This window comes from Stenotrophomonas sp. 05L414_2 (genome assembly GCF_056397905.1).
The window spans coordinates 81,197-106,900 of sequence record NZ_JBFTOJ010000001.1; the positions used below are offsets into that span (position 1 = coordinate 81,197).

The 25,704-nt window shown below is 64.2% G+C and carries 27 protein-coding genes; 2 read left to right on the forward strand and 25 right to left on the reverse strand.

Translation table 11 applies throughout. The features are described from left to right. Positions 1-171: 171 nt before the first annotated feature. The 20 genes from AC1DJN_RS00415 to AC1DJN_RS00510 all read right to left on the reverse strand — a co-directional run bounded on the left by AC1DJN_RS00415 (position 172) and on the right by AC1DJN_RS00510 (position 18,134). Positions 172-1,632, reverse strand: coding sequence for a SulP family inorganic anion transporter (locus AC1DJN_RS00415; protein ID WP_282280313.1), 1,461 nt, complete (start codon positions 1,630-1,632; stop codon positions 172-174). Between the two features lie 205 nt (positions 1,633-1,837). Then, positions 1,838-2,548 carry a hypothetical protein gene (locus AC1DJN_RS00420; RefSeq protein WP_180164437.1) on the reverse strand — a complete coding sequence of 237 codons (711 nt, stop codon included), beginning with the start codon at positions 2,546-2,548 and terminating at the stop codon, positions 1,838-1,840. Then, a complete protein-coding gene (locus tag AC1DJN_RS00425; protein ID WP_235190001.1) occupies positions 2,548-2,826 on the reverse strand; it encodes a hypothetical protein in 279 nt (92 codons plus the stop codon). Before AC1DJN_RS00425 ends, AC1DJN_RS00420 begins: the two co-directional genes overlap by 1 nt. Before the next feature lie 38 nt (positions 2,827-2,864). Then, positions 2,865-6,353: a TipJ family phage tail tip protein gene (locus tag AC1DJN_RS00430; RefSeq protein ID WP_032978208.1), complete on the reverse strand. Its 3,489-nt coding sequence runs from the start codon at positions 6,351-6,353 to the stop codon at positions 2,865-2,867. Further along, on the reverse strand, positions 6,350-6,955 hold the full coding sequence (locus tag AC1DJN_RS00435; protein WP_282280315.1) for a tail assembly protein: 606 nt from the start codon (positions 6,953-6,955) through the stop codon (positions 6,350-6,352). The genes AC1DJN_RS00430 and AC1DJN_RS00435 overlap by 4 nt, the downstream gene beginning before the upstream one ends. Then, positions 6,948-7,688, reverse strand: a complete 741-nt coding sequence (locus AC1DJN_RS00440; RefSeq protein ID WP_032978202.1) for a C40 family peptidase — start codon at positions 7,686-7,688, stop codon at positions 6,948-6,950. Before AC1DJN_RS00440 ends, AC1DJN_RS00435 begins: the two co-directional genes overlap by 8 nt. Before the next feature lie 61 nt (positions 7,689-7,749). Then, a complete protein-coding gene (locus AC1DJN_RS00445) occupies positions 7,750-8,445 on the reverse strand; it encodes a phage minor tail protein L (RefSeq protein WP_312962815.1) in 696 nt (231 codons plus the stop codon). 149 nt (positions 8,446-8,594) lie between these two features. Beyond that, positions 8,595-9,731: a hypothetical protein gene (locus tag AC1DJN_RS00450; RefSeq protein ID WP_442251472.1), complete on the reverse strand. Its 1,137-nt coding sequence runs from the start codon at positions 9,729-9,731 to the stop codon at positions 8,595-8,597. Positions 9,732-9,741: 10 nt separating this feature from the next. After that, positions 9,742-10,212: a hypothetical protein gene (locus tag AC1DJN_RS00455; protein ID WP_312962819.1), complete on the reverse strand. Its 471-nt coding sequence runs from the start codon at positions 10,210-10,212 to the stop codon at positions 9,742-9,744. A 1-nt stretch (position 10,213) separates the two neighbouring features. Beyond that, complete coding sequence (locus tag AC1DJN_RS00460) at positions 10,214-11,368, reverse strand: carbohydrate binding domain-containing protein (RefSeq protein ID WP_134831859.1); 1,155 nt, start codon at positions 11,366-11,368, stop codon at positions 10,214-10,216. Between the two features lie 38 nt (positions 11,369-11,406). Next, positions 11,407-12,558, reverse strand: coding sequence for a hypothetical protein (locus AC1DJN_RS00465; RefSeq protein ID WP_051585143.1), 1,152 nt, complete (start codon positions 12,556-12,558; stop codon positions 11,407-11,409). 68 nt (positions 12,559-12,626) lie between these two features. Continuing rightward, positions 12,627-13,775 carry a hypothetical protein gene (locus AC1DJN_RS00470; RefSeq protein ID WP_478013595.1) on the reverse strand — a complete coding sequence of 383 codons (1,149 nt, stop codon included), beginning with the start codon at positions 13,773-13,775 and terminating at the stop codon, positions 12,627-12,629. Between the two features lie 8 nt (positions 13,776-13,783). Continuing rightward, positions 13,784-14,113: a phage tail protein gene (locus tag AC1DJN_RS00475; RefSeq protein ID WP_025875719.1), complete on the reverse strand. Its 330-nt coding sequence runs from the start codon at positions 14,111-14,113 to the stop codon at positions 13,784-13,786. Continuing rightward, the gene (locus tag AC1DJN_RS00480; RefSeq protein ID WP_333622402.1) at positions 14,110-15,387 is read right to left on the reverse strand and encodes a phage tail tape measure protein; all 1,278 of its coding nucleotides are present in this window, start codon (positions 15,385-15,387) and stop codon (positions 14,110-14,112) included. The genes AC1DJN_RS00475 and AC1DJN_RS00480 overlap by 4 nt, the downstream gene beginning before the upstream one ends. Positions 15,388-15,549: 162 nt before the next feature. Beyond that, positions 15,550-15,807 (reverse strand): DUF1799 domain-containing protein, encoded by a 258-nt coding sequence (locus AC1DJN_RS00485; RefSeq protein WP_032978329.1) that lies wholly within the window; start codon positions 15,805-15,807, stop codon positions 15,550-15,552. A gap of 50 nt (positions 15,808-15,857) precedes the next feature. Continuing rightward, on the reverse strand, positions 15,858-16,166 hold the full coding sequence (locus AC1DJN_RS00490; protein ID WP_442251475.1) for a phage tail assembly chaperone: 309 nt from the start codon (positions 16,164-16,166) through the stop codon (positions 15,858-15,860). Then, positions 16,166-16,825: a phage tail protein gene (locus tag AC1DJN_RS00495; RefSeq protein ID WP_025875728.1), complete on the reverse strand. Its 660-nt coding sequence runs from the start codon at positions 16,823-16,825 to the stop codon at positions 16,166-16,168. The genes AC1DJN_RS00490 and AC1DJN_RS00495 overlap by 1 nt, the downstream gene beginning before the upstream one ends. A gap of 78 nt (positions 16,826-16,903) precedes the next feature. Then, on the reverse strand, positions 16,904-17,260 hold the full coding sequence (gene gp17 / locus AC1DJN_RS00500) for a tail completion protein gp17 (RefSeq protein WP_025875730.1): 357 nt from the start codon (positions 17,258-17,260) through the stop codon (positions 16,904-16,906). Positions 17,261-17,274: 14 nt separating this feature from the next. Further along, positions 17,275-17,625, reverse strand: a complete 351-nt coding sequence (locus tag AC1DJN_RS00505; protein ID WP_080150362.1) for a head-tail adaptor protein — start codon at positions 17,623-17,625, stop codon at positions 17,275-17,277. Beyond that, positions 17,622-18,134: a head-tail connector protein gene (locus tag AC1DJN_RS00510; protein ID WP_032978182.1), complete on the reverse strand. Its 513-nt coding sequence runs from the start codon at positions 18,132-18,134 to the stop codon at positions 17,622-17,624. Before AC1DJN_RS00510 ends, AC1DJN_RS00505 begins: the two co-directional genes overlap by 4 nt. A gap of 381 nt (positions 18,135-18,515) precedes the next feature. Here AC1DJN_RS00510 and AC1DJN_RS00515 point away from each other — a divergent pair, with 381 nt between their 5' ends. Beyond that, the gene (locus AC1DJN_RS00515) at positions 18,516-19,472 is read left to right on the forward strand and encodes a cation diffusion facilitator family transporter (RefSeq protein WP_059064021.1); all 957 of its coding nucleotides are present in this window, start codon (positions 18,516-18,518) and stop codon (positions 19,470-19,472) included. 111 nt (positions 19,473-19,583) lie between these two features. Next, on the forward strand, positions 19,584-20,009 hold the full coding sequence (locus AC1DJN_RS00520; RefSeq protein WP_442251476.1) for an organic hydroperoxide resistance protein: 426 nt from the start codon (positions 19,584-19,586) through the stop codon (positions 20,007-20,009). Between the two features lie 148 nt (positions 20,010-20,157). On the opposite strand, the gene mmsB is transcribed toward AC1DJN_RS00520, so the two are convergent. Genes mmsB through AC1DJN_RS00545 form a run of 5 tightly spaced genes read right to left on the reverse strand, consistent with a single transcriptional unit; the run spans position 20,158 to position 25,698 of the window. Continuing rightward, entirely contained in the window at positions 20,158-21,048 is an 891-nt protein-coding gene (gene mmsB, locus AC1DJN_RS00525) for a 3-hydroxyisobutyrate dehydrogenase (protein ID WP_099844659.1), read from the reverse strand. After that, positions 21,045-22,220 (reverse strand): enoyl-CoA hydratase/isomerase family protein, encoded by a 1,176-nt coding sequence (locus tag AC1DJN_RS00530; protein WP_442251477.1) that lies wholly within the window; start codon positions 22,218-22,220, stop codon positions 21,045-21,047. Before AC1DJN_RS00530 ends, mmsB begins: the two co-directional genes overlap by 4 nt. After that, complete coding sequence (locus AC1DJN_RS00535) at positions 22,217-23,014, reverse strand: enoyl-CoA hydratase (RefSeq protein ID WP_032978174.1); 798 nt, start codon at positions 23,012-23,014, stop codon at positions 22,217-22,219. Before AC1DJN_RS00535 ends, AC1DJN_RS00530 begins: the two co-directional genes overlap by 4 nt. After that, positions 23,011-24,177: an acyl-CoA dehydrogenase family protein gene (locus AC1DJN_RS00540; protein WP_025875746.1), complete on the reverse strand. Its 1,167-nt coding sequence runs from the start codon at positions 24,175-24,177 to the stop codon at positions 23,011-23,013. Before AC1DJN_RS00540 ends, AC1DJN_RS00535 begins: the two co-directional genes overlap by 4 nt. A gap of 15 nt (positions 24,178-24,192) precedes the next feature. Further along, the gene (locus AC1DJN_RS00545; RefSeq protein ID WP_025875748.1) at positions 24,193-25,698 is read right to left on the reverse strand and encodes a CoA-acylating methylmalonate-semialdehyde dehydrogenase; all 1,506 of its coding nucleotides are present in this window, start codon (positions 25,696-25,698) and stop codon (positions 24,193-24,195) included. Between the last annotated feature and the right edge of the window lie 6 nt (positions 25,699-25,704).

Below are 25,704 nucleotides of genomic sequence, written 5' to 3' on the forward strand. Positions count from 1 at the left end.
TCCCTTGCGTGTCGCCAGCGGTCGCCGGCCGGGAGGGGCCGTCCATCGGCCCCATCACGGTGGCAATCCTACGACAGCGGCGGTTTCAGATGGCTGACTGGATTCAGCTTGCGCGGACGGCGTCGCAGAAACTGCCTGGCCAGTTCGAGGCATGGAGCCGCGAGCGCGCGGTCAATGTGCGCTGCCCCTGCCCCCCACCTGTTCGATCAGCGTCTGGCTGGCCGCGTTGAGGCCGACAACACTGACTTCGGCGCCATGCGCGGTCAGCTTTTCCTGCGCGCGCTGCAGCGCGGCGACGGCAGTCAGATCCCACAGGTGAGCCTCCCGCAGGTCGATCTGTACCTTCGGCGCCACGTGCTGGTAGTCGAACGCCGCACCCAGCTGYCCGGCGGAGGCGAAGAAYACCTGGCCGCGCACGCGGTAGACCTGCATGTCCATGTCCGCAACGTCTTCGCGYTGCACGTCGAGCATGCGGCCCACCTTGCGGGCGAAGAACAGGGCAGACAACAGCACGCCGCTGAGCACACCCTTGGCCAGGTCGTGGGTGACCACGGTGACCACCACGGTCAGCAGCATCACTGCCGACGAGCTGCGCGGATGCGTGCGCAGGTCGCGCAGCGAGCGCCAGCTGAAGGTGCCGATGCTGACCATGATCATCACCGCCACCAGTGCGGCCATCGGGATCTGCCGCACCAGATCGCTGCCGTATACCACCAGCACCAGCAGCAGCACGCCGGCCACCAGGCAGGACAGGCGGCCTCGACCGCCGGAGGTCACGTTGATCACCGACTGACCGATCATCGCGCAGCCGGCCATGCCACCGAGGAAACCGGTGACCGTGTTGGCCAGGCCCTGGCCGACGCACTCGCGGTTGCGCTCACTGGGCGTCTCGGTGATGTCCTCGACAATCTGCAGGGTCATCATCGATTCGAGCAGGCCGACCACCGCCAGCGTGGCTGACACCGGCAGCAGGATGCGCAGCGTTTCCCAGGTGAAGGGCACATCGGGGATGAGGAAGTACGGCAGGCTGTCGGGCAGCTGGCCCATGTCGCCCACGCTGCGTACATCGATGCCGAAGCCGATGACCACGGCGGTGAGCACGATGATCGCCACCAGCGGCGAAGGCACTGCGCGGTTGATGCGCGGCAGCAGGTAGATGATCGCCAACGCGGCGGCGCACAGCACATACACGGTGGGGCCGCGGCCGATCAGCTCGGGCATCTGGGCCAGGAAGATCAGGATGGCCAACGCGTTGACGAAGCCGGTGATGACCGAGCGCGAGACGAAGCGCATCAGCGAGCCCAGCTTGAACACGCCGGCCAGCACCTGCAGCAGGCCCGCCAGGATGCTGGCGGCAAACAGGTACTGCAGGCCGTGGTCCTTGACCAGGTCGACCATCACCAGGGCCATCGCGCCGGTGGCGGCAGAGATCATGCCGGGGCGGCCGCCTGCAATCGCGGTGATGACGGCAATGGAGAAAGCAGCATACAGGCCGACCTTGGGGTCGACGCCGGCGATCAACGAGAACGCGATGGCTTCGGGAATCAGTGCCAGGGCGACGACGGTGCCGGACAGCAGATCACCACGGAGGTTGCCGAGCCATTGCTGGCGCAGGGGATAAGAGGTTTGCATGGGAAAACTCCGCGCACACGTGGGCTGGGCCACGTGGCGCTGCAGTGAAAGACGCGGGTTCCTGAGCCGGTTGGGCCGGCTGCCGAGGGGCGGCAAGGGTCAGGGTGGCGTGATCACTGCAGTGCGTCGTCGGGGAGCGTGGAAGGGGCGCAGTCTACGGGAAGGGGCCGGGCGGCTCAAATGGCCGCCCGGCTGCGCGGCCGCGTCAGTAAGTGTGGGCCGCGATCAGGAAATTAGGTAGCTGCCCGGCAAAGCTCTGATAGGACGCTCCATTCAACGATCGTGGTCGGTTTTCCCGGCGGCGGCAGTAGTTCAAGCGTAGCTGCGAGCTATTCGGGGTATTGATGAAAGGCTGGTAGCGCATGTTGCCGCGCAGGGTTGGACCACTGCCATGGAAGGCATAGATGTCGTGGCAAAGGCCAATGTCGGACATGAGGTAGGCAAGGTTTTCCCCAGGGCCGTTGAACAGGGGCCCCTGACGCAAATTGTCGGTTGACATCTCGGTGAAGCTAGGCACGCTGGCGCCGGACTTGTCGACCAGGCCGGCTATGCGCAAAGGGCGATTGGACATGTCCCATTGAATGGAGCCATCTGGATTGAACACTTGCATACCGGTGCTCCCACTGACCGTTGCACGCCCCCAGGCCCACCAGTCAAAGCTGGTGGTGCCTTGTGCCATGTTCCAGGAAAAACCATTCGTGGAAGATGCCACCTGCGCGGATCCGCCATTGCAGCGGATGAACACAAGATACGGAACGCTCTGAGGCGGAAGGCTGACGTATCCGCCCACGCCATAAACAGATGGGTTGCTTGCAACCGCCTGCGTCCCCTTGGCGATAGCGAAAAAGACGAAAGAGTGCGCGTTCACCAGCACGGGGACGCCACTATCGTTGGTGACTTCAAGACCGACGGACATCAGAAGGTTCCATAGAAAATGTAAGTGGAGGGATTGGCGATCGGTGAGAACGTGAACCGCATCATCAGCGTGTTGCCCCCATCAATGAACGACATGACGCCCATGTTCGGGGCGGAGAACTGATTTCCGTTCTGGTCCTGCCAGCTGTCGGACGTCGGACTGGGAAGAATGGCAAATGGCTGCCCCAGCCCCGCCAGGCCGACCGGACTCTGGGAATTGCCGGTGATCGTCATGCCACCCATCACCTTTCCGGCCCGATCATTGGTGTCGAACCACATCTGCCCATCCGGGCCGAAAATCTGCATACCTGTTGCCATCACCAGATCCCCATGCGGACGCGCACGCGACCGCTGCTGTCGTAAACGTGGATGACACTGTCATTGATGGTCAGGCGGCCACCGTTCTCGGGGCCGCTCATCGTCAACGTGCCGTTCTTGTCGAGTCTCCATCGGGGCTGACCATCGGCCCCCACGGCGTTGGACTGGATCACATCGCCGATCATCGCGTTCTGGATCCAGCCAGTGCCGATCAGTGCCTGGCTGATGAAGGTCTGCCCGCCCTGTACCACGAACGGCGCACTGACCTGGCCACTGTTGGTGTTGAACAATGCGAAGCGATCGGCCTGCATCAGGATCTGGCTCTGGTAACTGCCATCGGGCTGCTGCTCCACGCCCAGACCCATGCCGGCCATGTAGATCTGACCTGCACTGCTGATCTGCGCCTTGACCGTATAGGTCGCGCTGACCTTGCCATCCAGATTCACCACGGCCTGCGAGACCTGCTGCACGGCCGCGCTGACGCCTTCGATCTTGCCAGGTACGCCATCGATGGAGGCTTCAACCGTGTCCACGCGCTTGGCCAGCGCCGCGTCCTTTTCGGCCATCACGCTGTAGACGGTGATGGCGCCGGCGGTAACGTCGTTCTCACCGACGTTGTAGTCCTCCTCGCCCGCACTGTGGTCGCTGACCTGGGCGAACAGGCCATCGACTTTCTGCCCCTGCGCAGCCACCTTGCCATCGACCTCGGTGACATCCATCTCAAGCTGATCGACCCGACCGACAATGGCACCGGCATCGGCGATCGCATCGCCCACATCCTTCCAATGCGTGCCCGGCGGCGTTTCGTTGCCCGCTGCAGTGTCCTGCCAGCTCCAGATCCGGCCGTCATGGATGACGGTCTGGCCCGCGGTATAGGTCGCCTCCGCATCCCAGACCAGCGGCAGCACCTCGCTGACGCGCTCGATCTTCTGCTGCAGTTGCTGGCCAAGTGCACTTTCGTTGATGCGACCGGCGAAGTAGGCGTCATAGTCCGCCTGGTTGCTGCTGGACTCTCCCAGTACGCCAGCGCCCACCGGGTGCCATGGACCTATGTTGCCGCTGCGATCAACCAGGCGACCCCAGAACCAGAAACGTGCGCCGGCCGCCAGGCCATTCATCTGGTGCCGTGCCTGCGGATAGGCAAAGTCACCGAGTTTGATGGCCGCTGCACGGTCAGGACTGGTGCTGTACCAGAGCTCGGTACGCTCGGTATCGGTAGCACCAACAGGGAACTGCCAGTCCAGCTCGATGCCGAAAACGCGACTGCGGACCGTGAGCGAAGACAGCGCTGGCGGTGGCGTGGTCTTGCCCTCAATCGTCGTCAGCGCGCTGACCATCGGCTGCGACACCGCTCCCAGCGCATTGACTGCACGAACCCGGGCCAGGTACTGGCCGGCGTAGATGCCGCGCACTTCCAGGCTCTGCGTACCCACGCGGCCGGCACGGACCCAGTTGAGATCACCACGACGCCATTCCACGTCATAGGCAATCGCCTTGTCCGCCGCGTCCCACTCGATGGTGAGTACGGAAGTGGCGATACCCTGGTCGACGACCACATGCGAGGCCATCCGCACGTTCGCTGGCGGCGGCTGCACGCTGGGTGGCACGATGCTGATCGGCGGCTGCTCCAGGCGCGTGCCATCGTCGATGGCGGCGTACTTGCCCGGCACATGCTTGAGCGCGGTGATCTGGTAGGTCAGCTCTTCGCCTTCACTGATCGACAGCACGCGGTACTGCTGCAGCGCCAGCTCCGGCGACTCCAGTGCCCAGACCGACTGCGCGACCGGTACTGCCGACCACGGCGCGGTGACGGTGACCGTCTCGCCATCAACCGACTGCACGGTACGTGCTTCGGAATGCCCATTGGGCAGCGTCGCACGCAGGGTATCACCGGCTTCAATCTTCTCCGGCGGCTGGTCCAGCACCAAGGTGCGCGCACCCGCGCTGCGGATGCGCCCTGCATTGCGGCGACCGGCGCGGTTCGGGTCGGCCACCTGGATGATGTCGCCGGGCATGCAACCCAGGGCATCCAGCCCCACCGAGAAGCTGATCGTCTCGGTTTCCAGCATCTCGGTGTGCAGGATGTGGTTGCCCACGCGCTGCGCCTGCGAACGCGAATGGCAACCCACCGCCGTCACTTCGGTCTGGTTGATGCCATAGCGGGCGACACCAGGCAGGTGCTGTACCACTTCGACCTTCTGCCGGCCGAAATCATCCGGATCGATCCAGGACACCAGAGCGACGGTGTGCCGCGCCGTGCGGCTGCTGCCTGCATAGTGGAAGCGACCCTCGATGACATTGGCCTGGCTGTAGGTCAGCAGCGGGTCCTTGGGCATGTCGGCCGAAGCCATGACCTGGCCAGCTGCATAGAAGCTGATGCCTCGGAACATGGTGGCGATGTCCTGCAGCACCCTGTATGCCTCAGCGCGGGTCTGCAGGTACAGGCTGCAGGTGAATCGTGGCTCCCTGCCGCCCTGGCCATCGCTGACCAGTTCGTCGCAGTAGCGGGCGATCTGGTAGAGGCGCCACTTGTCCACCCAGTCCAGCGGGATGCGATGACCCAGGCCGAAGCGATCGTTGGTGACGATGTCGAAGAAGACCCACGCCGGATTGTTGGTCCAGCCGCTCTTGAAGGTGCCATCCCACACACCGCTGTAGACGCGGGTGAGCGGGTCATAGTTGGACGGAATACGTACGATGCGCCCCCACAGCTGATACGAGCGCGTGGGAATGTTCTGGAACTGGCTGGCATCGACCTGCACCGCCGCCAGCGCGCAGTTGGGATAGCGCAGCTTGGCATCGATGATCTCGGTCATCGACAGCACGTTGACGGTATCGGCGATGGTGCTGCTGTTGGCGTTCGCGGTCAGCCGTCGGATGCGCACCTGCCACTGGCTGCCTGCCGGAAGATCGATGCGGCGGCTGCGTTCGTACTGGCTGGTGGTCTTGCCACTGAAAGCGTCGTTCAGCACGGTGCTGAACGGGCCGCCGTCGGTGGACAGGTCCACCGCATACATGATGCGATAGCCCTCGGTATCACCGTTTTCGGTGTTGGTCTTCTGCAGCGCGGGCACCGCAAAGCGGATGCGCACCGCCGACAGATCGGCGCCGGACACGGTGCGTACCACGGGCGCATCGCTGCGCAGTTCGACGTTGACGCCGACTTCGTTCTCGATCGAGGGGAAGCCGCTGATGTGCTCCTGGTCCTGGGTGCCTGAGCGCGTCTGCACGTCCACGCCGGAGAAGTTCAGCGTGCCGTCCGGGTTCTCGATCGGCACCTGGTCCAGGTAGATCGACTGCTTGCCCGCTACCAGCCCGCGGATCTCGCCTTCACTGGCCAGGTCGATGATGCGGGCCACTGCCATCGAGTGCAGGCTGTCCGGCGTTTCCACCGGCGTGCGTGCATTGCTGGCGCCCTTCTTTGCACCCACCAATGTGGGTATGGGTGCACTGCGCTCACGCTGTGCGGAATGAATGATCTGGTTCAAAACTGGTCCTCCGCCAGGATGCCGCCGCTGATCACGGCCGAGCCGATGAACATGCCTTTCTTGTCATGGCCGCCGTAAGCGACCGGTACGGGATTGCCCTGTGCCTGGGTGTTGACGGTGCCGTTCATGCTGTAGCTGGGCGCRTTTTCGGGGGAGTCTTTGGCGCTCAGGCCTCTCGGCTGAGGGGAGAGCATCTGAACAACGCCGCCGACCGCCATGCTTATGCCGAACTTGATGAAGGGTGTGCCAGCGGTTCCACCCGTCCACGCATTTACCACCACACCGACGACGATCAGAACGACACCCACGATTGTCTGCAACGCGCCACCCCGCTTGCTACCGACCATCACCGGCGCAATRCGGATGTCATCCTGCCCCGGCGGGTCGTGCAACTGCTCCCGGGAGAGATTTTGTTTACCGTTGAACACGGCAAACTCCATGCCCTTGGCCTTTGCAGCCATCAGGTACTGCTGGAACCCAGGCAGCATCACGCATAGGGCATGCACGGCCTCGGCCGGGCTGTTCACCGCCAGCCGGAACTTGCGCCCGAAGCGCGCGCCCAGCTTGCCGTACAGGCGAATGGTACGAAGACGGTCAGTCATGGCGCACCTCGCGATGGCGGACGATGCAACGGGTGCGCTCGGCCCACATGCCGCCGTAGGGCACGGACTCGGAAAGACGACCGTGCAGGTGATGCAGCATCTGCCCGTTGCCCAGGTACACGCCGGCGTGATTGGTCACCGGCGAGCGGATCTGCATCAGGATCATGTCGCCACGCCGCGGTTCGCCTTCGATCAGGTCGAAGCCTTCCGCATGCAGTCGTTCAAGGCTGTACAGGTCCTGGCCCTTGTCCCACCAGTCGTCGTCGCGGGTGTAGTCGGACAAGGAAATGCCCAGTTCCCGCGCATGGAAGTCGCGCACCAGGCTGTAGCAGTCCAGCACGCCGTGGGCGAACTGGCGGCCGACCAGCGGCGCAACATAGCCGTTCGGCTGGATGGTCTGCAGGTCACCGCATTCGGGTGCCTCGCCATCCACCTGACCGACGCTGACGATGTGCCAGGTCAGGCCACTGTGCTCGCACATCACCCGATCCGCGTCGGACGGTGTGGCGGCTGCGTCGGGATGGCTGTGCACCAGGGCCAGCACCTCGCCCTTGTCCTCGGCCACGGCATAGTCCTCGGCCGGCAGGCGGAAGTGTTCACTGGGTGTGCCCGCGAGGTTGCGGCACGGCAGATAGTGCTCGTGGCCTTCGATGGCCACGATCAGCCCGCAGCACTCGCGCGGGTACTCGGCCACGGCATGTGCCTGGATGGCCTGCAGGGTTGTTGGTTGCATGTTTCACCCATGAAAAAAGCCCGCGCGAGCGGGCCTTGAAGTGGAAAGTCGGAGAGCGGGATCAGGAACGAAGCAGGCCAGCGGCCGGGAAGCCGCCATAGGGCAAAGGCTTGTCTTGGCCGAAACGCATCTTGCAGCTGCGCACACGGCCCCCGCACTGGTCGCGGGCGGGATCATCGGTGGCCACGTCGTCGCCATCGGCAACCGCCGGACCGTTGTAGCCGCAGTAGGGGCCGCGGTAGCCACCCCGCACCAGCCAGCCACACATGCCGGCGATGATCTGCCGACCAGGCAGCTGTTCGCCGTTGAGATCGATGGCCGTGGTCAGTTCGAACTCCACCGTCTGCTTGTCCTCACCGACCTTGCGCTCGATGAACCAGACCTCGTCGGGGAAGTGCTCTGCCGGATCGGCGCTGGAATTTCCCTCTTCGAAGTTGGCTGCATCCAGATACTTGGCGAGCGTCTGCCGACGGATGACACGGGCGCCGACCAGATCATCGAACAGCAGGCACATCGCGGTGATGCGGCCATCGATGTTGCTGACCCGAAGTTTGGGGTTCGGCGGCTGGTCGCTGGTTCGTTCAAAGCCGCTGGCTTCGATCGGCCAGGGGCCGTACTCCTGCCCCTGCCAGATGATCACACCGCTCTGCAGGTGCGCGTGGAAGAACAGCTGGTCGGCACCGAAACTGCTGGCGTCCAGTTCGAAGACGGTAATGCGGCTACCCGGCTCGAGTTGCTGGGCATCGGCGGTGATCATGAGGTGCGCTCCTGGGCGGTGGCGGGATGAGGCGGTACGGGATGGGACGGCTGACCGCAGGGCACGATGACACGGTGTCCGGGGCGCAGTGACGCATTGGTGGTGAAGCCGCTGACGCGGCCGGTTTCGGTCGTGATTGTGCTCATGGCTCAGAGCTCCGCGTCTGCGTGCACCAGGACCTGGGAGGTGGTCGACCACACCACGACTACTCCGTACTGCTGCATGCTGTTGGACATCGAGGACAACACGGCCGCGTCCACGGTGGACTGCCAGCCCGGATCGCCGCCGTTGAAGTTGATGAGACTGCCTTCGGAGCCGAAGCCCACCAGGTTGAGCGCGGTGGAGGGCGAGGTGATCCTGGGCGCCGAGCGCTTGCGTACCTTGAACGGGATGCAGGCGCGCGAATCGCCGTTGGCGGTGTAGGTGATTCCCAGGATCCGGTTCACATCAACTGTTTCGTAGTAGCGCTGGCACAGCAACAGTTCAAGCGCTTCGGGCCGGCGATCGAAATCGGTCGCGGTGTCACCCTCCTCGACCTGCATTTCAGCCAGATAGACCACGCCACTCTTCTGTCCCGCCCCGAACGCGCGACCGGCGAAGTTCGCGCCCGCGTCCATCCACAGGCTGAGCTGTAGATAGCTGTCGGCGCCCAGGGTCTGCCCTGCGATGCCAGGCACATCCACGGTCAACTGGTGCCAGCGCCACATCGTATCGAGCGTGACGCCGCCGCCGATGCTGTCCCTTGCCGTTGAGCCGCCGGTGCCGAACGACTGCTGGAATTCCAGGCCCACCTTGAAGTTGTCGACCGTGGCCCTCGCCTTGAAGCTGACGGTGACCCGCTTTCCCGCGAACGTACGCACGTCTTCGATGCGCTGCTGCACCAGTGCCATGCTGTCGGCGCCGGCAACACTTTCGACGACGAGCTTCAGCAGGTGACGGGAACCTGCAATCAGCCTTCCCGCCGCACCACCGCCTGCCGCAATGTCGTCGCGCGATGCAGAGAGAGTGGTCGCCTGCGCGTTCATCAGCCAGCGATCGGCGGTAGGACGGGCACCGGTAGATGCGGAAAACGCCGTACCCCTTTGCCAGACCCGGAAGTCACCGTTGATAAGGCGGTTGCGGCCTGCCATTCGGCTTTCCAGGCCGTCCACGGCGGCTTGTACGCCGTCCAGGCCTGCGTAGACGTCGGCGAAGTTGTCGTTGACCTTGGTGAATGCCGGGCGCTGTGTTTCACCCCGTTTACCATTCGCTTGAATGGTATCTAGGTCGATGATTTTTCTTGCCATGAACGCTCCTCTAGATTCCTGCGGGCCCGCGCTCCGGCGGACCGCCGTCGGAAGTCCCGCACACCCAGTCGAATGTCTCCGGCTGCGGTAGTTTCTGCCTGATCTGTTCCCAGGTCTGCGCATCTTCGGGCGATGCGATGGTCAGATTTGTCAATGCCAGATTGACTGCATCGCGCCACGCCACCATCGCTCGGGCCTCGCAGGAGAGTCCCGAGATCACGCTGCTGATGTAGCTACAGCAGCTTTCTATGGATGTATGCCCCAGTGTCTGGACGTACTCGCACATCCATTGCTCCGCCTGGCGGCGCAGCAGATGGAGGTGCTCGGTGGATCCCGCCGGGTAGGGCGGCGGCGCTGGCGAGGGCGCGTTGCCAGCCAGGATCCACGTCTCATAGTCTCGCCACATCCAGTGGCCACGCGGAATGAACGCTCCGGTGTCTGTGCACTTGATGATGTCCGGATCGTGCGTCAGTTGATACATGTCAAAGCTCCGCATCTGCAGTCCAGTGGAAGGAGGAACCCCAGTTCCCGGGTGCCGACACATAGTTGACCTGGGCTCCGGACTGGCCTGGGTTGACGATCGACGTCACCGTGCCGGCACCACCAGATGCACCAGAGACCTGGCTGACGGCACCGGTTGTGTCGTTGTAGACGGTGTAAGCAGGCGTCGCCCGCTTCAGTACGCGGCAGCGGATGTGCGAGGTACTGCCCACGCCGACCGAGCGGTCATAGAACTGGTTGTCCCGACCGGCCCCATCAGCGGTGCCAGGCGGTACATCTATGTTGTAGCTCTTCTCGAAGTAGCGCTGGCACAGCAGCAGCTCCAATGCGTCTGGTCTACGCTCGAAGTCGGTGGCTGCAGCGCCATCTTCCAACTGCACCATCGCGATGTCGAAGTTGCCTGTCTGATGCCCCAGGCCTGGAACCCGATTGCTGAAGTCCGGACCGGTGGACATCCACAGCGAGACCCATGTGCAGTGTCCGGCACCGTTGGTGTTCTTTCCGGAAACACTGGGTACATCGAACGTCATCGTGTACCTGCTCCAGGTTCCTGTCAGCGTGGCGATGCCAGCAAACATCTGTGTCGAGGAGTCCTGACCACGGAAATCCTGCTCGATTTCCACGGCAATCTTTGATCCGGGCGCTGCCTTCGCATAGAAGGAAAGCGTCAGCTTCCTGCCACTGAGCAGTGTTACGTCTTCGATCAATTGCGAAACGCGCTGGTAGCTGTTCCTGGCCGAAGAGGCGCCTACGTTGACATTCATGTACCAGCGCGGATTGCCAGGAACTGCGGTCTGTCCCGGCTCCAGCGGGAAGCGCGCCATTGAAAGCGTTCCGTTGCCGTTGTCACGCTTCCAGCGATCGGCCAGATAGTTCGAACCTGTGCCCTGTGCCAGGCCCCACCCGCGCTGCCAGAAGCGGAAGTCACCATTGACGAGGTAGTTCCTGGCCAGTGATCTACCGGCCAACGCTGCATCCAGGGCTGCTGGAATTGCCGTGACGGCCTCTTGAGCGTCCTTCAAGCCGCTATACACCTCGGCAAAATTGTCGTTGATCTTGGTGAACGCCGGCCGCTGTGTCTCGCCTCGCTTTCCATTCGGTTGAAGGGAATCGAGGTCGATAATCTTTCTTGCCATGTCGGGATCCTATTGTTCTGGTGAGAGACCGCTACGGATCAGAACTCAGCGTCGGCCCACCAATGCCACCAGCCGCCCCATCGGCCCGGGTTGTTCGACCAACTCACTTCATAGCTGGATGGCGAGGCGTAGTTCACTACGCAGGGAACACGGGAGATGTTGTCCTCGGCGATGTGTCCATCCTGCTGGGTGGTATCAGCCGAAATGATCATCACGTAGGGGTGCGCACGTTTTGCCACCAGGAAGCGCACGCTCTGGTAGTGGGCAACCCCCGGGTTGTTCAACGAGAATGCCTCGCGTCCTTCGTTGTGCGGCGTATTGGGCGGGACATCCAGGTTGTAGCTCTTCTCGTAGTAGCGCTGGCACAGGGCCAGCTCCACGCCGGGCGGCCGCCAGTCGAAGTTCGTTGCATTGAGCCCAGGTTCGACCTGGAACTGGGTAAAGCCGAAGGATCCATTCTGGCCTGCCAACGCCCCGCCATATCCACCGGCGCATAGATCGAAGACCACGTAAATGTGGTCGTTGCCGTTGGTTCCCAGCTTCTTCCCTTTCGTACTCGGCAACGTCACGGTGAGTGACTGACGCGACGCTCCAGTGCTCAACGTGAGGACGCCCGCCTCGGTGGAAACCTGAGGCGAAGGCGTCCCACCGGTTCCAAAGTCCTGGATGACACGCACACCCACCTTGCGCCCGGCTACGTCGCTGTTCGCCCAGACCGAGATCGTGACGGCGCCGCTGGCGCTTCGCACACCTTCGATTCTCTGGCCCATCCAGGCGCCGCTGTTGGCGACTGCACCGGATACCGTGCACACGAGGATGGCGCGGGTGTCTTCGGGATAGCCCAACTGTCCCTCGTACGGTACACGCTGGATGTCATGACTGCAGCTCAACGCGGAGTTGGAGAAGCGATCGGCAAAGAGCGTTTCTGCACCCAGTGTTCCCGAGCCGCTGCCGACACGTCCAGAAGTGCGACGCTGCCAGAACTGCAGGCCGCCATTGATGAAGAGATTGCGCCCGGGCAACCGCCCACTGATCGCGTGGTCCACCGTCTCTGGAAGCTTTTCCACCGCGGCCAGGGCATCGTAGACCTCTGCGAAGTTCTCGTTGATCTTGGTGAAGGCCGGGCGCTGTGTTTCACCCCGCTTTCCATTCGGTTGAATGGAATCGAGGTCGATGATTCGTCGTGACATTTCTGCTGTTTCCTTGTCTTTTCGGGGATTGCACCAAGCAGCGCATTCCGCAGCGGTGCTCGCGGATCTCAGATTTCCGCGTCCAGGATGATTCCGGTACCCGCGTCGGCGGAGTCTGCGCTCTGCAGGATCCCGGCCTGACCAGCAGCGGCTTCGTTCAAGGACCCGATGATGGTCATCCTCGTCGAAGACACTTCGACCGCGTTGAGCGCCGTCAGGCTCGTCGCCCCCGATCCCGTAAGGAGTCGCCACTGCGGCAGGTTTGAGAATCCGACCGTGGGGATGGTCCGCATCCGCTGGCTGAATGGATAGATCAGGTACACCTTGTTGTCACCACGGATGAGGCCGACACCGGCGTTGAAGCGAACTCCGCCGTCAAAGTAGGAACCCGTGGCATCGGCCTGGTAGTAGCGCCGACAACGCTGCACTTCTTCGTCCAGCGGACGCCACTCGAAAGCCGTGGCCGTAGCGCCGCGCTCCCACTGGAATTCTCCGAAGTAGACCTGGCCATGCTGCGCACCAAGGCCGGCGGTGCGGTTGGCAAACTGCGTGCCCGCAGATACCCACACGCACATCACGGCGGCACCTTCATCAGATAGTGTTTTTCCCGAGATGGAGGGCAGCGTCACTGTCTTGCGGATTCTGTTCAGGCCAGGAGCGAGCTCGAAAATCTCAGGTGCAACGGCCAGTACCGGGGCGCTGCCCGTTGCGCCGAAGGTCTGCGCGAACTCCAGTGCGATCCTGCGGCCCCCCGCACCTGCATTGAATACCAGGAAGGACACCGTGCTTGGGGTATCGGCGAAGGTTCGCACGTCCTCCACACGTTGCTCGAACACGAAGAAATGCTTCTCTGCGTCGGTGTTTCCACTCGAGCTGACGGACAGCGTGTACTTGCTCCGGGGAAAATTGTTGTCCCCCATAGCCGTGGGGTTCCGCCTGAACACAGGATCGGCGATGCCCTGCATCTGAAGGAACCAGCGATCGGCCGTGTACCTTCCCGATGTGTTGAAACTCGTACCCCGCTGCCAGCAGTCGAAATTGCCATTGATCAGGCGATTTCTTCCCGAGACCGCACGTGCGACCGCCTCGGGTACTGCATCCACCGCCAAGGCCACTTCCTTGAAATTCTGGTTGATCTTGGTGAAAGCGGGGCGCTGCGTTTCGCCCCGCTTGCCGTTGGGCTGGATGGTGTCCAGGTCGATCTGCTGAAGATCCATGTCCGCTCCTACGGCTGGTACGTCTGTTCGAACGTCGCAGTGATGCTGAACACCGATCCACCCAGATGGCTGTCGGTATAGGTGTCGCAGCCATACAGACCGGTGCCCAGCGGGCCCCGCCAGAAGAAACTCTGGCCCACATGGCCATCCAGGAACGCAACGATCTCGTTGATCGTGCTGCGATTACCGACGAACTGCAGCTGGTAGCTGCGCAGGCGGGCATTGAGCCCATCCGGTGCGGCTTGTGCGTATCCATCGCCGAAGCGCGCGCGCTTGACGGTGGCAGTGGTGGTGCCAGTGCTCTGGCTGGTTGCTGCCCAGGTAAAGGTGTCGGTCATCGTGCTGCACTCCTGCTGAGGACGCCGCCAGCCTTCATGTCACGCATCTGCAGGTCACGGTATTTTCGCTCCACGAACTGGCCGATCTCGTTGCCGAACTGCTGCAGCATGCTTTCGTTGCTGGTGACTTCCTTGCCACCGTTGTTGTCGATGCGGATATTGACTCCCACCCCGCCACCGCCGCCGGCGCCGTGTGCCGCCACTCCCAGGCGGCCATCGGGCCCGCGCTGCAGCGGCATGATCGCTTCAGGCCCCGCTTCACCGAACACGCCGGCGCCCTTGGCGAATGCGAACAGCTGTGGGGTGTTGTAGATACCGCCGGAGTAGGCCGACAGACTCGGCGATTGGTAGACACCACCCTTGGCGTTGGCCTCCACCCCCGTGCCATAACCGAGCATGCCCGTGATCTTTTTGACGCCCCAGACGATTGCCTGCTGGATGGCGATCATCTTGAGGTCGGCGATGATCGACTTGGCCAGTTCCTTGTAATTGGACTTGCCCGTCTTCACGAAGCTCTGCAATGCGGCCTCTGCTCCGGTGAATGCCTTGGAAAATGCATCCTGGGTGGTCTTGGCGGAGTTCTCGGTTTTTTCCATGTACTCGCCGAGCGCGCTGCCGAAACCCTTGCGGAACCCCGAAAACCCCTTGGCGTCCTTGTCATCCTTGCCGCCCTTGGTATCACCTGCCTTGGCATCGCCGGCCTTGGCATCCTTGGGAGCTGCCAGGCCTGCTGCAGCTGCCGCCGCGTCCGTCGCAGCTTCCTTGGGCGTCAGGTCGACCCCCATCAGGCCGGCGATCTTCCTCGCTCCCCAGACCAGAGTCTGCTGTGCGGCAATCATCTTCAGGTCGGACAGGATGGACTGGGCCAGCTCCTTGTACTTGGACTTGCCGGTGGTCACAAAGCTCCGCAGCGCCTCGTCGGCGCCAGTGAATGCCTTGCCGAAGGCCTTCTTGGCGGCCGTGGCGGTGTTCTCGGTCTTGCCGATATAGTCGCCGAGCGCACCGCCCAGACCCTTGCGGATGCCCGCCAGGCCCATGTCGTCCTTTTCCGCCTTCTCCTCCGTCTTCGCGGCCTTGCCGGCGTCACCGCCCGTTGCGGCCGTAGCAGACTTCGCCACCGCCTGCATTTGCGTGTTCAGGGCAGTCAGTTGCGTGGACAGGGCGGTGACCAGCGAGGCGCTGGTTGTCAGCACGGCGTTGAATGCCTGCTGCACCGTATTGATCTTTTCCAGCTGCCGCTGGAACTCCTGTGTGGTGCCGGTCATCTCGGTCATGCTGCGCCTTGCTGCCTGCATGGCCGTTTCCAGTGCATTGCTGGCGTCCACGGTGGCCCGTGTGCTGCCAGGCGATGTAGTGCTCATTGAGTGTTCCTCGGGAGAGTCGGCTCCGCATCGGCGGAGTCGGGACCGGGCATCGGCGTTGCCGCGATGGCCGGCTCATTCCTGCTGCATCTGCTCCAGGGCAGCGCGTTCGATGACGCGGATGGCCGCCATCACCTCGTCGTACTGGTCGCCATCGAGCGCTTCGCGCTCCAGCTCCCGGTAGACCACGTTGTAATCCAGCCCGATCGGGCCACCTGCGCCGACGCGCCACTGGGTGGCAACCCGCGAAAAGAGTTCGATGGGAAGCACGCACTCCGGCCACAGCTCAACCCGTGGCGGCGGAAAATGCTTGGCCTTCAATCCAAGCTGCATCAGCTCGGACTCGGTGGGGGCCCGCCAGTACAGGGCCCCCACCGCCTCGATCAGTTTCCCTTGCGTGCGACCTGCAGGGCCTGGGTGTAGCCACCGATGATGGCGCCATCCAGGCCGGCCTGCTGCTGCAGGGCCAGCTCGACGCCGGCAGTGTCCAGCGGCACGTCGGCATCCCAATCCACCACGATGTCCAGGATCGCCTGGGCCACGCTCAACGTGTCATCGCCCAGGCGCTCCAGCAGCTGCGCATAGTCGGCCACCGGCAGGTGCCGGTAGGTCAGGTTGAGCTTCTGCTCGCGACCGTGACCGACGATGGTCAGGGTGCTCTTGAAGCTCTCTGGCGCCTTTACCTGGAACATCAGGCGCCCTCGACCAGGATGGAGTCGGCCAGCGCGGTGAACGTCGCGGTGGTGCCCATCGGGGTGTTGGCGGCCATCGTCGGGTCGCCGTTGTAGCTCAGGTAACCGTACCAGTACAGCACGTCGCCACCGACCAGCTTGGCGCGCAGGATCACCGGTTCGCCCTTGGCGTCGACGTTCTTCAGGGCCGAGTACCACGGCTTCTTCGGATCGTAGAACAGCGGCAGGGTGATGGTCTTGGCGTTCTTGAAGGTCGGCATCTGCACCTGGCGACCGGTCGGGTCCTCCAGCAGGGTGCCGCTCCAGTACTGCTGCTCGCCACCTGCGGTGGTCGGGTCGCCCTGCTGGTCCAGGTCGACGAAGGCACCGGCCTTGCGCAGCACGCCGGCACCGCTGGTGGCGGGGAACAGCACGTTGTCGGTGGTATCGATGCCCAGCAGTTCAACGCTGCCGGTGGCTTCGGCACCGGCGCGGGTGGCGCGGTTGTTCAGGGCCGGCCAACCCGGCAGCTCGATGACCACCACATCGCCGGTGTCGACGCTGTTGGCGGCGACGCTGGCCAGTGCCGGCGCAGCCTTGGAGATCGCGCTGGTGGCGATGGCGGTGGAGACGACCGGTGCGAAGCCGAACTGGGTGCCCTTGGGAAGCTTGAGTGCCATGTTGCATTTCCTCATGTGGATTGAAAAAGACGAAGCCCGGCGTGTGCCGGGCTTCAGGTGGTACGTGGAGCAGTGGAACTACGGGTTGGCGTACCACAGCCCGAAATCGAGCCGTGCGCCGTACTTCCTGAGTGCCGGTTCATGCACGGCAATGGCGGCGCCAAAGGATTCAGACTTCGGCAGACCCGCGCAGACCTGATCTTCGATGTCACGGATCAGGGTGTTGGCCTGGGCACGAGTGTCTGCCCAGACGGTCAGCTGCACGCGAGCGTGCTTCTGGTCGGGGATGGACCCTTCGTTGAACCACAGCGCCTGCCCACCCACCTGCTGGTAGACCGCGCAGGGATAGGTGACTCGGTCCGGTGGAACATCCGGGTACAGGCGCCCCTGCAGCAATCCGCCAAGCAGTTGCTGCAACTTCGGTTCGTAACTCATCGCAGTGTCCTCGCTCAGGCGGTTGCAGCCAGCTGTTCGGTGAACAGCACGGCGGTGTGTCGCGTGCCAAGGTCGGGCACCACACCGGTAATATCGAACGTGTGGCCGTCGTGCACGATGCGCATTCCGATGCCAATGCCGGCTCGCTGCGCCGGCGCCAGGCGCACCTGGAAGCGCTGGCGGCGGATCGCTGCGGACAGCCCGCTGTCCAGCTTCACCCGCTGCACCGTGTCAGCACGTTCAAGAGGAATTGCCGCCCACAGATCGGCAACGCTCACCCACGCATCCAGAGGTTGGCCCCAGGCATCGACGCGCCCATCCTGGCGCTCGATGCGGATGCGACGGTTGAAGTGACCGGCGTTCATGGGGTCGCTGCCAGTCGGTAGGGATCGAGCAGTGCGGCGACGCCAAACGGCAGCTCCATCGCGATGGCGGCAGCACCGACCGGTACATCCAAGGCGTGCGTGGAAACCACCACCGCTTCCCGATGCGCATACAGATGGCCCAATAGCAGGCGCACCGCAGCGCGGATGCTGTCGTTGGCCGGCAGGCCCTGCAGCAGCTGCGCGCTGCGTTCAGTGGCCACGGCCAGGCGACGATCAGCGACGTCACGCATGGCCTTGGCCTTGGCCGCGTTGGTCTCGGCATTGGCGGCGGCGACCGCGGCTTCATGCCCGGTCACCGCCGCCGCCATGTCCTGCGGCAACTGGTCCAGCGCCAGATCCAGTGCCGCCTGGTCGGCAAACAGCGCCCGCCGCAGGTAGGCCGACGCCGCGTCGGTCGCCGCGGCCAGCAGGTCGTCCAGAATGGCGTCGTCGTAGTCGCCGTCGATACGGCAGTGCATGCGGCACTGCTCAAGTGTCAGCAGGGGCATCGAATCCTCCTTCGTTGATGGATGTTGGATGCCCCGACCCTGCGCACGCGGCTACGCCGCACGCTGTCATCAAGGACGGTGCGAAAAGGGCAGGGTCGGGGCGGAAACAGAAACGGCCCACCAGGACTGGCAGGGCCGCAAATACGATGACAAGGTGCCGACGGGCGGCATAAACGCAAAAAGCCCCCGGCGGTCGCCAGAGGCTTGTATGTCATCGTGGTTGAAAAGATACGCCTGAGGTGTGCACCCGTCAATCCGTAAACCGTCACCAGTCTGGTGACTTTTCCGGGCCCTGCGCCGGTGCAGTCACAGAGGCGAGCGGTGGTCTGGATAGAATGGTGCGGCACCGCTTCCGCGGCGCTTTCCCAGCCGGATTTCTGCATGTCTTCCCGTTCCGAACGTTTCCTCGATCCACGCTCCGAGCAGGGTGTGCTGCGGCTGTCCATCGCCGCCTCGCTGCTGCTGGCCGCCGCCGCAGTGGTATTCGGCCTGCTGGCCAATTCGTCGCTGATCATCTTCGATGGCATCTACGGCCTGATCGACGTGGTGATGACGTGGCTGTCGCTGCTGGTCGCGCGGCTGATCGCGCTGTCCACCCAGACCGACGCAGTGCAGTCGCGTTTGAACCAGCGCTTCACCATGGGCTTCTGGCATCTGGAACCGATCGTGCTGGGAGTCAGTGGCACGCTGATGATCGGTGCGGCGTTGTACGCACTGGTCAATGCGGTCGATGCGCTGATGTCGGGTGGGCGACAGATCGCGCTTGGCCCCGCAATCATCTTCGCGGCACTGTCGATCGTGGCTGAAAGCGCGCTGGCCTGGTTCGTGCTGCGTGCGAACCAGCGCATCGGTTCGGAGTTCATCGCACTGGATGCGAAGAACTGGGTGATCGCCGCGAGCATGTCGGCCTGCTATCTGCTGGCCTTCCTCGGTGGCGTGCTGGTGCGTGGCACGTCGCTGGCGTGGGTCGGGCCGTACATCGATCCGGCCATCCTCGCCTTCGTCTGCGTGCTGGTGATGATCGCGCCATTGGGCACGGTGCGGCGCGCGCTGGCCGGCATCCTGCTGGTTACCCCGCCCGAACTGCAGGCGCATGTGGATGCGGTGGCGCGGGCGATTGTTGCAAAGCACGGTTTCGTCGAGCACCGCAGTTACGTGGCGCAGGTGGGCCGTGGCGAGCAGATCGAGCTGTTCTTCGTGGTGCGTGAGGACGATCCGCCGCGGCCCCTGCTGGAGTGGGATCACCTGCGTGACGAGATCGGCGATGCGCTGGGCGAATCGTCGCCGGACCGCTGGCTGACCATCATGTTCACCACCGACCGGGAATGGACGATCTAGGCCGGCAGGACGTTCAATCAAATTTTTCGGATTTATTGCAACCAAAGGTGTGCAGAATCCGGGCAAAGTAAGCTCCAACGCACTACCCACCCACTGACCAGGAGCATCCCGATGTCCATCGAAAAGGTTCTGTACACCGCCCAGGCCACCTCCACCGGCGGCCGTGAAGGCCGTTCCGTCTCGTCCGACAACGTGCTGGACATCCAGCTGTCGACCCCGCGCGAGCTGGGCGGCGCTGGCGGCCCGGGCACCAACCCGGAACAGCTGTTTGCTGCCGGCTATTCGGCCTGCTTCCTGGGCGCACTGAAGTTCGTCGCCAGCCAGGCCAAGGTCGCGCTGCCGGCCGACACCACCGTGACCGGCAAGGTCGGCATCGGCCAGATCCCGACCGGTTTCGGCATCGAAGCCGAGCTGACCATCAATGTGCCGGGCGTGCCGCGCGAGCAGGTGGAAGAGCTGGTGCAGAAGGCACACATCGTCTGCCCGTACTCCAACGCGACCCGCGGCAACATCGACGTGGCGCTGATCGTTGCCTGATGCGGTGATGCCGGCCAGCGGCCGGCAGTACCAAGCGGCTGGGCAAAAAAATGGGCGGATACCGGTCGAAACCGGGCATCCGCCCATCCCAGCTTCGTTGTCCCGCAAGGGGGCATGAGGTTGCCGGCCAGCGGCCGGCACTACCAGGTCACTTCTCGCTCGTAATGAGCTGCACGACGCTGGAGAAATCCAGCTTGCCGCGGCCGGCCTGGTGGTTCATCGAGTACAGGTTGCGGGCCACTTCGCCCAGCGGGATCGAGGCGCCGACGCTCATCGCCGCCTCCACCGCCAGGCCCATGTCCTTCAGCATCAGATCGCTGCCGAAGCCGCCGCTGTAACCGCGCGACGCCGGCGCGTTTTCCAGCACACCCGGCCACGGGTTGCACACTTCGGTCGCCCAGCTGCGGCCGGTGCTGACCGCCATCATCTGCGACAGCACCTTCGGGTCCAGCCCGTGTGCCACGCCCAGGGCGATGGCTTCGCCGGTGACGGCCATGATCACGCCCAGCGCCATGTTGTTGCACAGCTTGGCGACCTGGCCGGCGCCACTGGCGCCCACATGGAAGATGTTCCTGCCCATCGCCTGCAGCACCGGGCGGGCGCGTTCAAGCGCGTCCTCTTCGCCACCGACGATGAAGGTCAGCGTGCCGGCCTGTGCGCCGGCAGTGCCACCGGACACCGGCGCGTCGATCATCTGCAGGCCACGTGCGGCGGCCGCTTCGGATACCTTGCGCGCGCTGGCCGGGGCAATCGTGCTGCAGTCGATGACCAGCGCACCGGCGGGAATCGCGGCAAGGATGCCGTCATCACCCAGGTACACGCCTTCAACATGGCGGCTGGCCGGCAGCATCGAGATCACCACCTCGGCCTCGGCCAGGGTCTCGCGTGCCGATGCCGCTGCGCTGGCACCCGCGTCGACCGCCGCCTGCACCGCGGCAGGCACCAGATCGAACACACGTACGGTGTGGCCGTTCTTGACCAGATTGGCGGCCATCGGGCCACCCATGTTGCCCAACCCAATGAATGCAACGCGGCTCATGCAAGGCTCCTTTCAGCGACAGGGGTGCCCAGGTCGGCCAGCGGATGCGCGGCATCGGCCCAGGGAGAAGCGAAGAACGTATCGGCCCATGCGCGGTCGGCATCGGCCAGCGTGGCCGGGTTCCACGAGGGATTGCGGTCCTTGTCGATCAGCAGCGCGCGGATGCCTTCAGCAAAATCACCATGCGCGGCGCAATGCAGGGCGGTGATGTATTCCAGCCGGTACACGCTGGCCAGATCCTGGCCGGCGCTGCGGCGCTGCAGTTCGAAGGCCAACCGTGCCGAACCCGGCGCACCGGCGGCAAGGGTCTTCTGTGCGGCCTGCAGCCACGCGTCATCGGTCTGCAGGGTGCTGATGCGTTCGACGACGGCGGCCAGGTCATCGCCTGCGCACAGCGCATCGACCTGCGTAGCGTTGGCCAGCAGCGGGCCGGTAGCCGCATCGCTGGCAAACGACAGCAGCAGCTGTGACAGGCGCTCGTGGTTGCGTGCGGCATCGGTCGACCACGCGACCTGCAGCAGCGCGTCGAACACCGCACTGCGGCGTTCCTCGGCCACATGCACGTCGGCCAGGCCGGCATAGATCGCATCGCCCGGGTTGAGCAGCGCACCGGTCAGGGCAAGGAACAGGCCACCGTTGCCCGGCACGCGCGGCAGCAGCCAGCTGCCACCCACGTCAGGGAACAGGCCCACGGTGATTTCCGGGAAGGCCAGCTTGGAACGCTCGCTGACAACGCGATGGCTGGCGCCGGACATCAGGCCGATGCCCCCGCCCATCACGATGCCGTGACCCCAGCACAGGATCGGCTTGGCGTAGGTATGGATCAGGTAGTCGACGCGGTACTCGACGTCGAAGAACTCGGCGGCGTAGTCGTTCCCGCGGATATCGTTCTGGCCGGCGTCGCGGTAGGCACGCATGCTCTGGTACAGGCTGTGCAGGTCACCGCCGGCGCAGAACGCCTTCTCACCGGCGCCCTGCAGCACCACCATGGCGATGGCATCGTTGTCGGCCCAGGCATTCAACTGCTGCAACAACAGGTGCGCCATCGGCAGCGAGAAACCATTGAGCGTGCGCGGTGCGTTCAGCGTGGCGATGCCGATGCGCGTGCCGTTGCCGGCCACGCGCTCTTCGAACAGCACCGGTGCTTGCTCGGCAACGGTGTCGGTGGTCATGCGTTCTTCCACTGCGCGGCGCGCTTTTCAAGGAAGGCACTCACGCCCTCGACCTGGTCAGCGGTGTCGAACAGATCGACGAAGGCCTCGCGCTCGGCCACCAGCGCCGACGCATGGGTGCCGGTGCGGGTGGACTGCACCAACGTCTTGCAGGCGGCAATGCTGGTCGGGCTCTGCTTGCCGGCCTTCTTCGCCCATTCCAGTGCCAGCGCCTTGGCTTCGCCCTTGCCGACCTTTTCTTCGGCAAGACCAATCCGCACGGCGGTTTCCGCGTTGATGCGCTCGCCGAGCAGGATCATGCGCTTGGCCCAACCCTCGCCGACAAGGCGCGGCAGGTTCTGGGTGCCACCGGCGCACGGCAGCAGGCCGACGGTGGCCTCCGGCAGCGCAACCTGGGCATGGTCTTCGATGATGCGCAGGTCGCAGGCCAGCGCGCACTCCAGGCCGCCGCCCATGGCGTAGCCGTTGATCGCAGCGATCGACACCCCACGGAACCCGGACAGCGCCTCGAAGGCTTCGCCGAAACGGCGTGCCGCTTCGCGTGCGGCAGCCTTGTCGCCGGAAGCGAACTGGTTGAGGTCGGCCCCCGCGGAAAAGAACTTCTCGCCATCACCGGTGATCACCAGCGCGTAGATGTCGCGGTCTGCATTGAGTGCGCCCACCAGGTCGCGCAGCGCCGACAGGCTGTGCACGGTCCAGGTATGCGCCGGCGGGTTGTTCAGGGTGACCACGGCGGTGTGGCCATCGGCCTCGACCTTCAGGCCCACGTGCTCCTGGGTACGCCAATCCTTCATCGCAGTTCCTCTTCGGTGTTGAGCAGGTGACGGGCAACGATCACCCGCATGATCTCGTTGGTGCCTTCCAGGATCTGGTGCACGCGGCTGTCGCGCAGCAGGCGTTCGATCGGATATTCGCGGATGTAGCCGTAGCCCCCGTGGATCTGCAGGGCTTCGTTGCAGATGGTGAAGCCGGCATCGGTGGCGAAACGCTTGGCCATCGCGCACCACACGTTGGCATCGCTGGCACCGGCATCGAGCTTGCGCGCAGCGGTATGCACCATCTGCCGCGCGGCAACCAGCTCGATGGCCATGTCGGCCAGCTTGAACTGCAGCGCCTGGAATTCGGACAACGCCTTGCCGAACTGGCGGCGCTCGCCCATGTAGCGGCGTGCGGCATCCAGCGCGCCCTGCGCAGCACCCAGCGAGCACGCGGCGATATTGATGCGGCCACCATCGAGCCCCTTCATCGCCAGCTTGAAGCCGCCGCCTTCCTCTCCCAGAAGGTGGCTGACCGGTACGCGGACGTTTTCGAAGGTGATGCCGCGGGTGGGCTGGCTGTTCCAGCCCATCTTCTCTTCCTTGCGGCCATAGCTGATGCCCGGCAGGTCGGCCGGCACCGCGATCGCGCTGACCCCGCCTGCACCGGCACCGCCGGTACGTGCCATCACCACCAGCAGCTCGGTGGCACCGGCGCCGGAGATGAAGGCCTTGGAGCCATTCAACACGTAGAAATCGCCATCGCGCACGGCGGTGGTCTTCAGCGAGGCCGCGTCCGAACCGGCGCCCGGCTCGGTCAAGCAGTACGAGGCCAGTTTGCTGCCAGAAGACAGGTCATTGCCCCACGCGTCGCGCAGCGCCGGCTGGCCCCACTTGGACACCATCCACGAGGCCATGTTGTGGATGCTGATATAGGCCGCGGTCGACGGGTCGACGTTGGCGAGCTCCTCGATGACGACGGCGGCGTCCAGTCGGCTCAGGCCGCTGCCGCCCACTTCCGGGTCCATGTACAGACCGCAGAAGCCCAGTTCACCGGCCTTGGCGATCGCCTCGCGCGGAAAGATGCCCTCCGCATCCCATCGCGCGGCGTGCGGCGCCAGTTCGGCCTGTGCGAAGTCACGCGCCGCTTCGCGGTACGCCTGCTGCGCTTCTTCCTGTTCCGTCGTCATCGAGTGGCTCATGGCTGCTCCCTGCGGTTACTTCAGGCTGATCGTGGTGTTGACGCCGTGGCTCAGCGTCTCGTCGTCGAACCAGCGCGCGGTGACGGTCTTGGTCTGCGTGTAGAACAGCACCACCTGCTTGCCGTACGGACCCAGGTCGCCCAGCTTGGAAGCGCGCGAACCGGTGAACGAGAACAGCGGCACCGGCACCGGGATCGGCACGTTGATGCCGACCTGGCCGACGTCGATGTCTTCCTGGAACCGGCGTGCTGCGGCGCCGGACTGGGTGAACAGCGCGGTGCCGTTGCCGTTCGGGTTGCTGTTGACCATGGCGATGGCCTCATCCAGCGTTTCCGCTTCGAGGATGACCAGCACCGGCCCGAAGATTTCTTCCTGGTAGATGCGCATGTCGGTGGTGACACCGGCAAAGATGGTCGGGCCAACGAAATTGCCCTTCTCGAAACCATCGACCTGCGGCTTGCGGCCATCGAGCACCAGCTTGGCGCCCTGCTCCACGCCCGACGCGATCAGGCCCTCAACGCGATCACGGGCGCTGCAGGAAATGACCGGGCCCACGTCGGTGCCGGCGACCGTGCCACCGCTGACCTTCAGGGTCTTGGCCTTTTCGACCAGGTCCTGCACCCAACCGCGTGCTTCACCGACCAGCACCAGGGTGGAGGCGGCCATGCAGCGCTGTCCCGCCGCACCGAAGGCCGCGCCGACCATCGCATTGAGGGTCTGCTCCTTGTTGGCGTCCGGCAGCACCACGGCGTGGTTCTTGGCGCCCATCATGCACTGCACGCGCTTGCCGGCCAGCGAGGCGCGGTTGTACACGTGGGTACCGACGCGGGTGGAACCGACGAACGACACCGCCTTGATGTCCGGGTGGTCGCAGATGGCGTTGACCACTTCTTCGCCACCGTGGACCACGTTCAGCACGCCCTTGGGAATGCCCGCTTCCAGCGCCAGTTCGACCAGGCGCATGGTGACCATCGGGTCCTGCTCGGACGGCTTGAGGATGAAGGTGTTGCCGGTGGCAATGGCCATCGGGAACATCCACAGCGGAATCATCGCCGGGAAGTTGAACGGGGTGATGCCTGCGCACACGCCCAGCGGCTGCATGATCGAGTAGGTGTCCACGCCGTTGGCCACGTTGTTGGCCAGTTCGCCCAGCTGCAGGTTGCCGATGGCGGCCGCGTGCTCGACCACTTCCAGGCCGCGGAACACATCGCCTTCGGCGTCCGGCAGGGTCTTGCCCTGTTCGGCGGTGAGGATGTGCGCCAGCTCGCTCATGTTTTCGCGGATCAGCTGCTGGTACTTCAGGAAGATGCGCGCGCGGGTACCGATCGGGGTCTTGCGCCAGGTCTTGAAGGCTTCCTTGGCGGCAGCCACGGCGGCATCGACTTCACCCGTGGTGGCGAACGGCACCTGGGCCAGCACGTCCTGGGTGGCCGGGTTGATCACGTCCTGCCAGTGGGAGGTGGCCGATTCAACGAACTGGCCATCGATCAGCATGCGGATACGGGGCGCTGCAACAGTCATGACGAC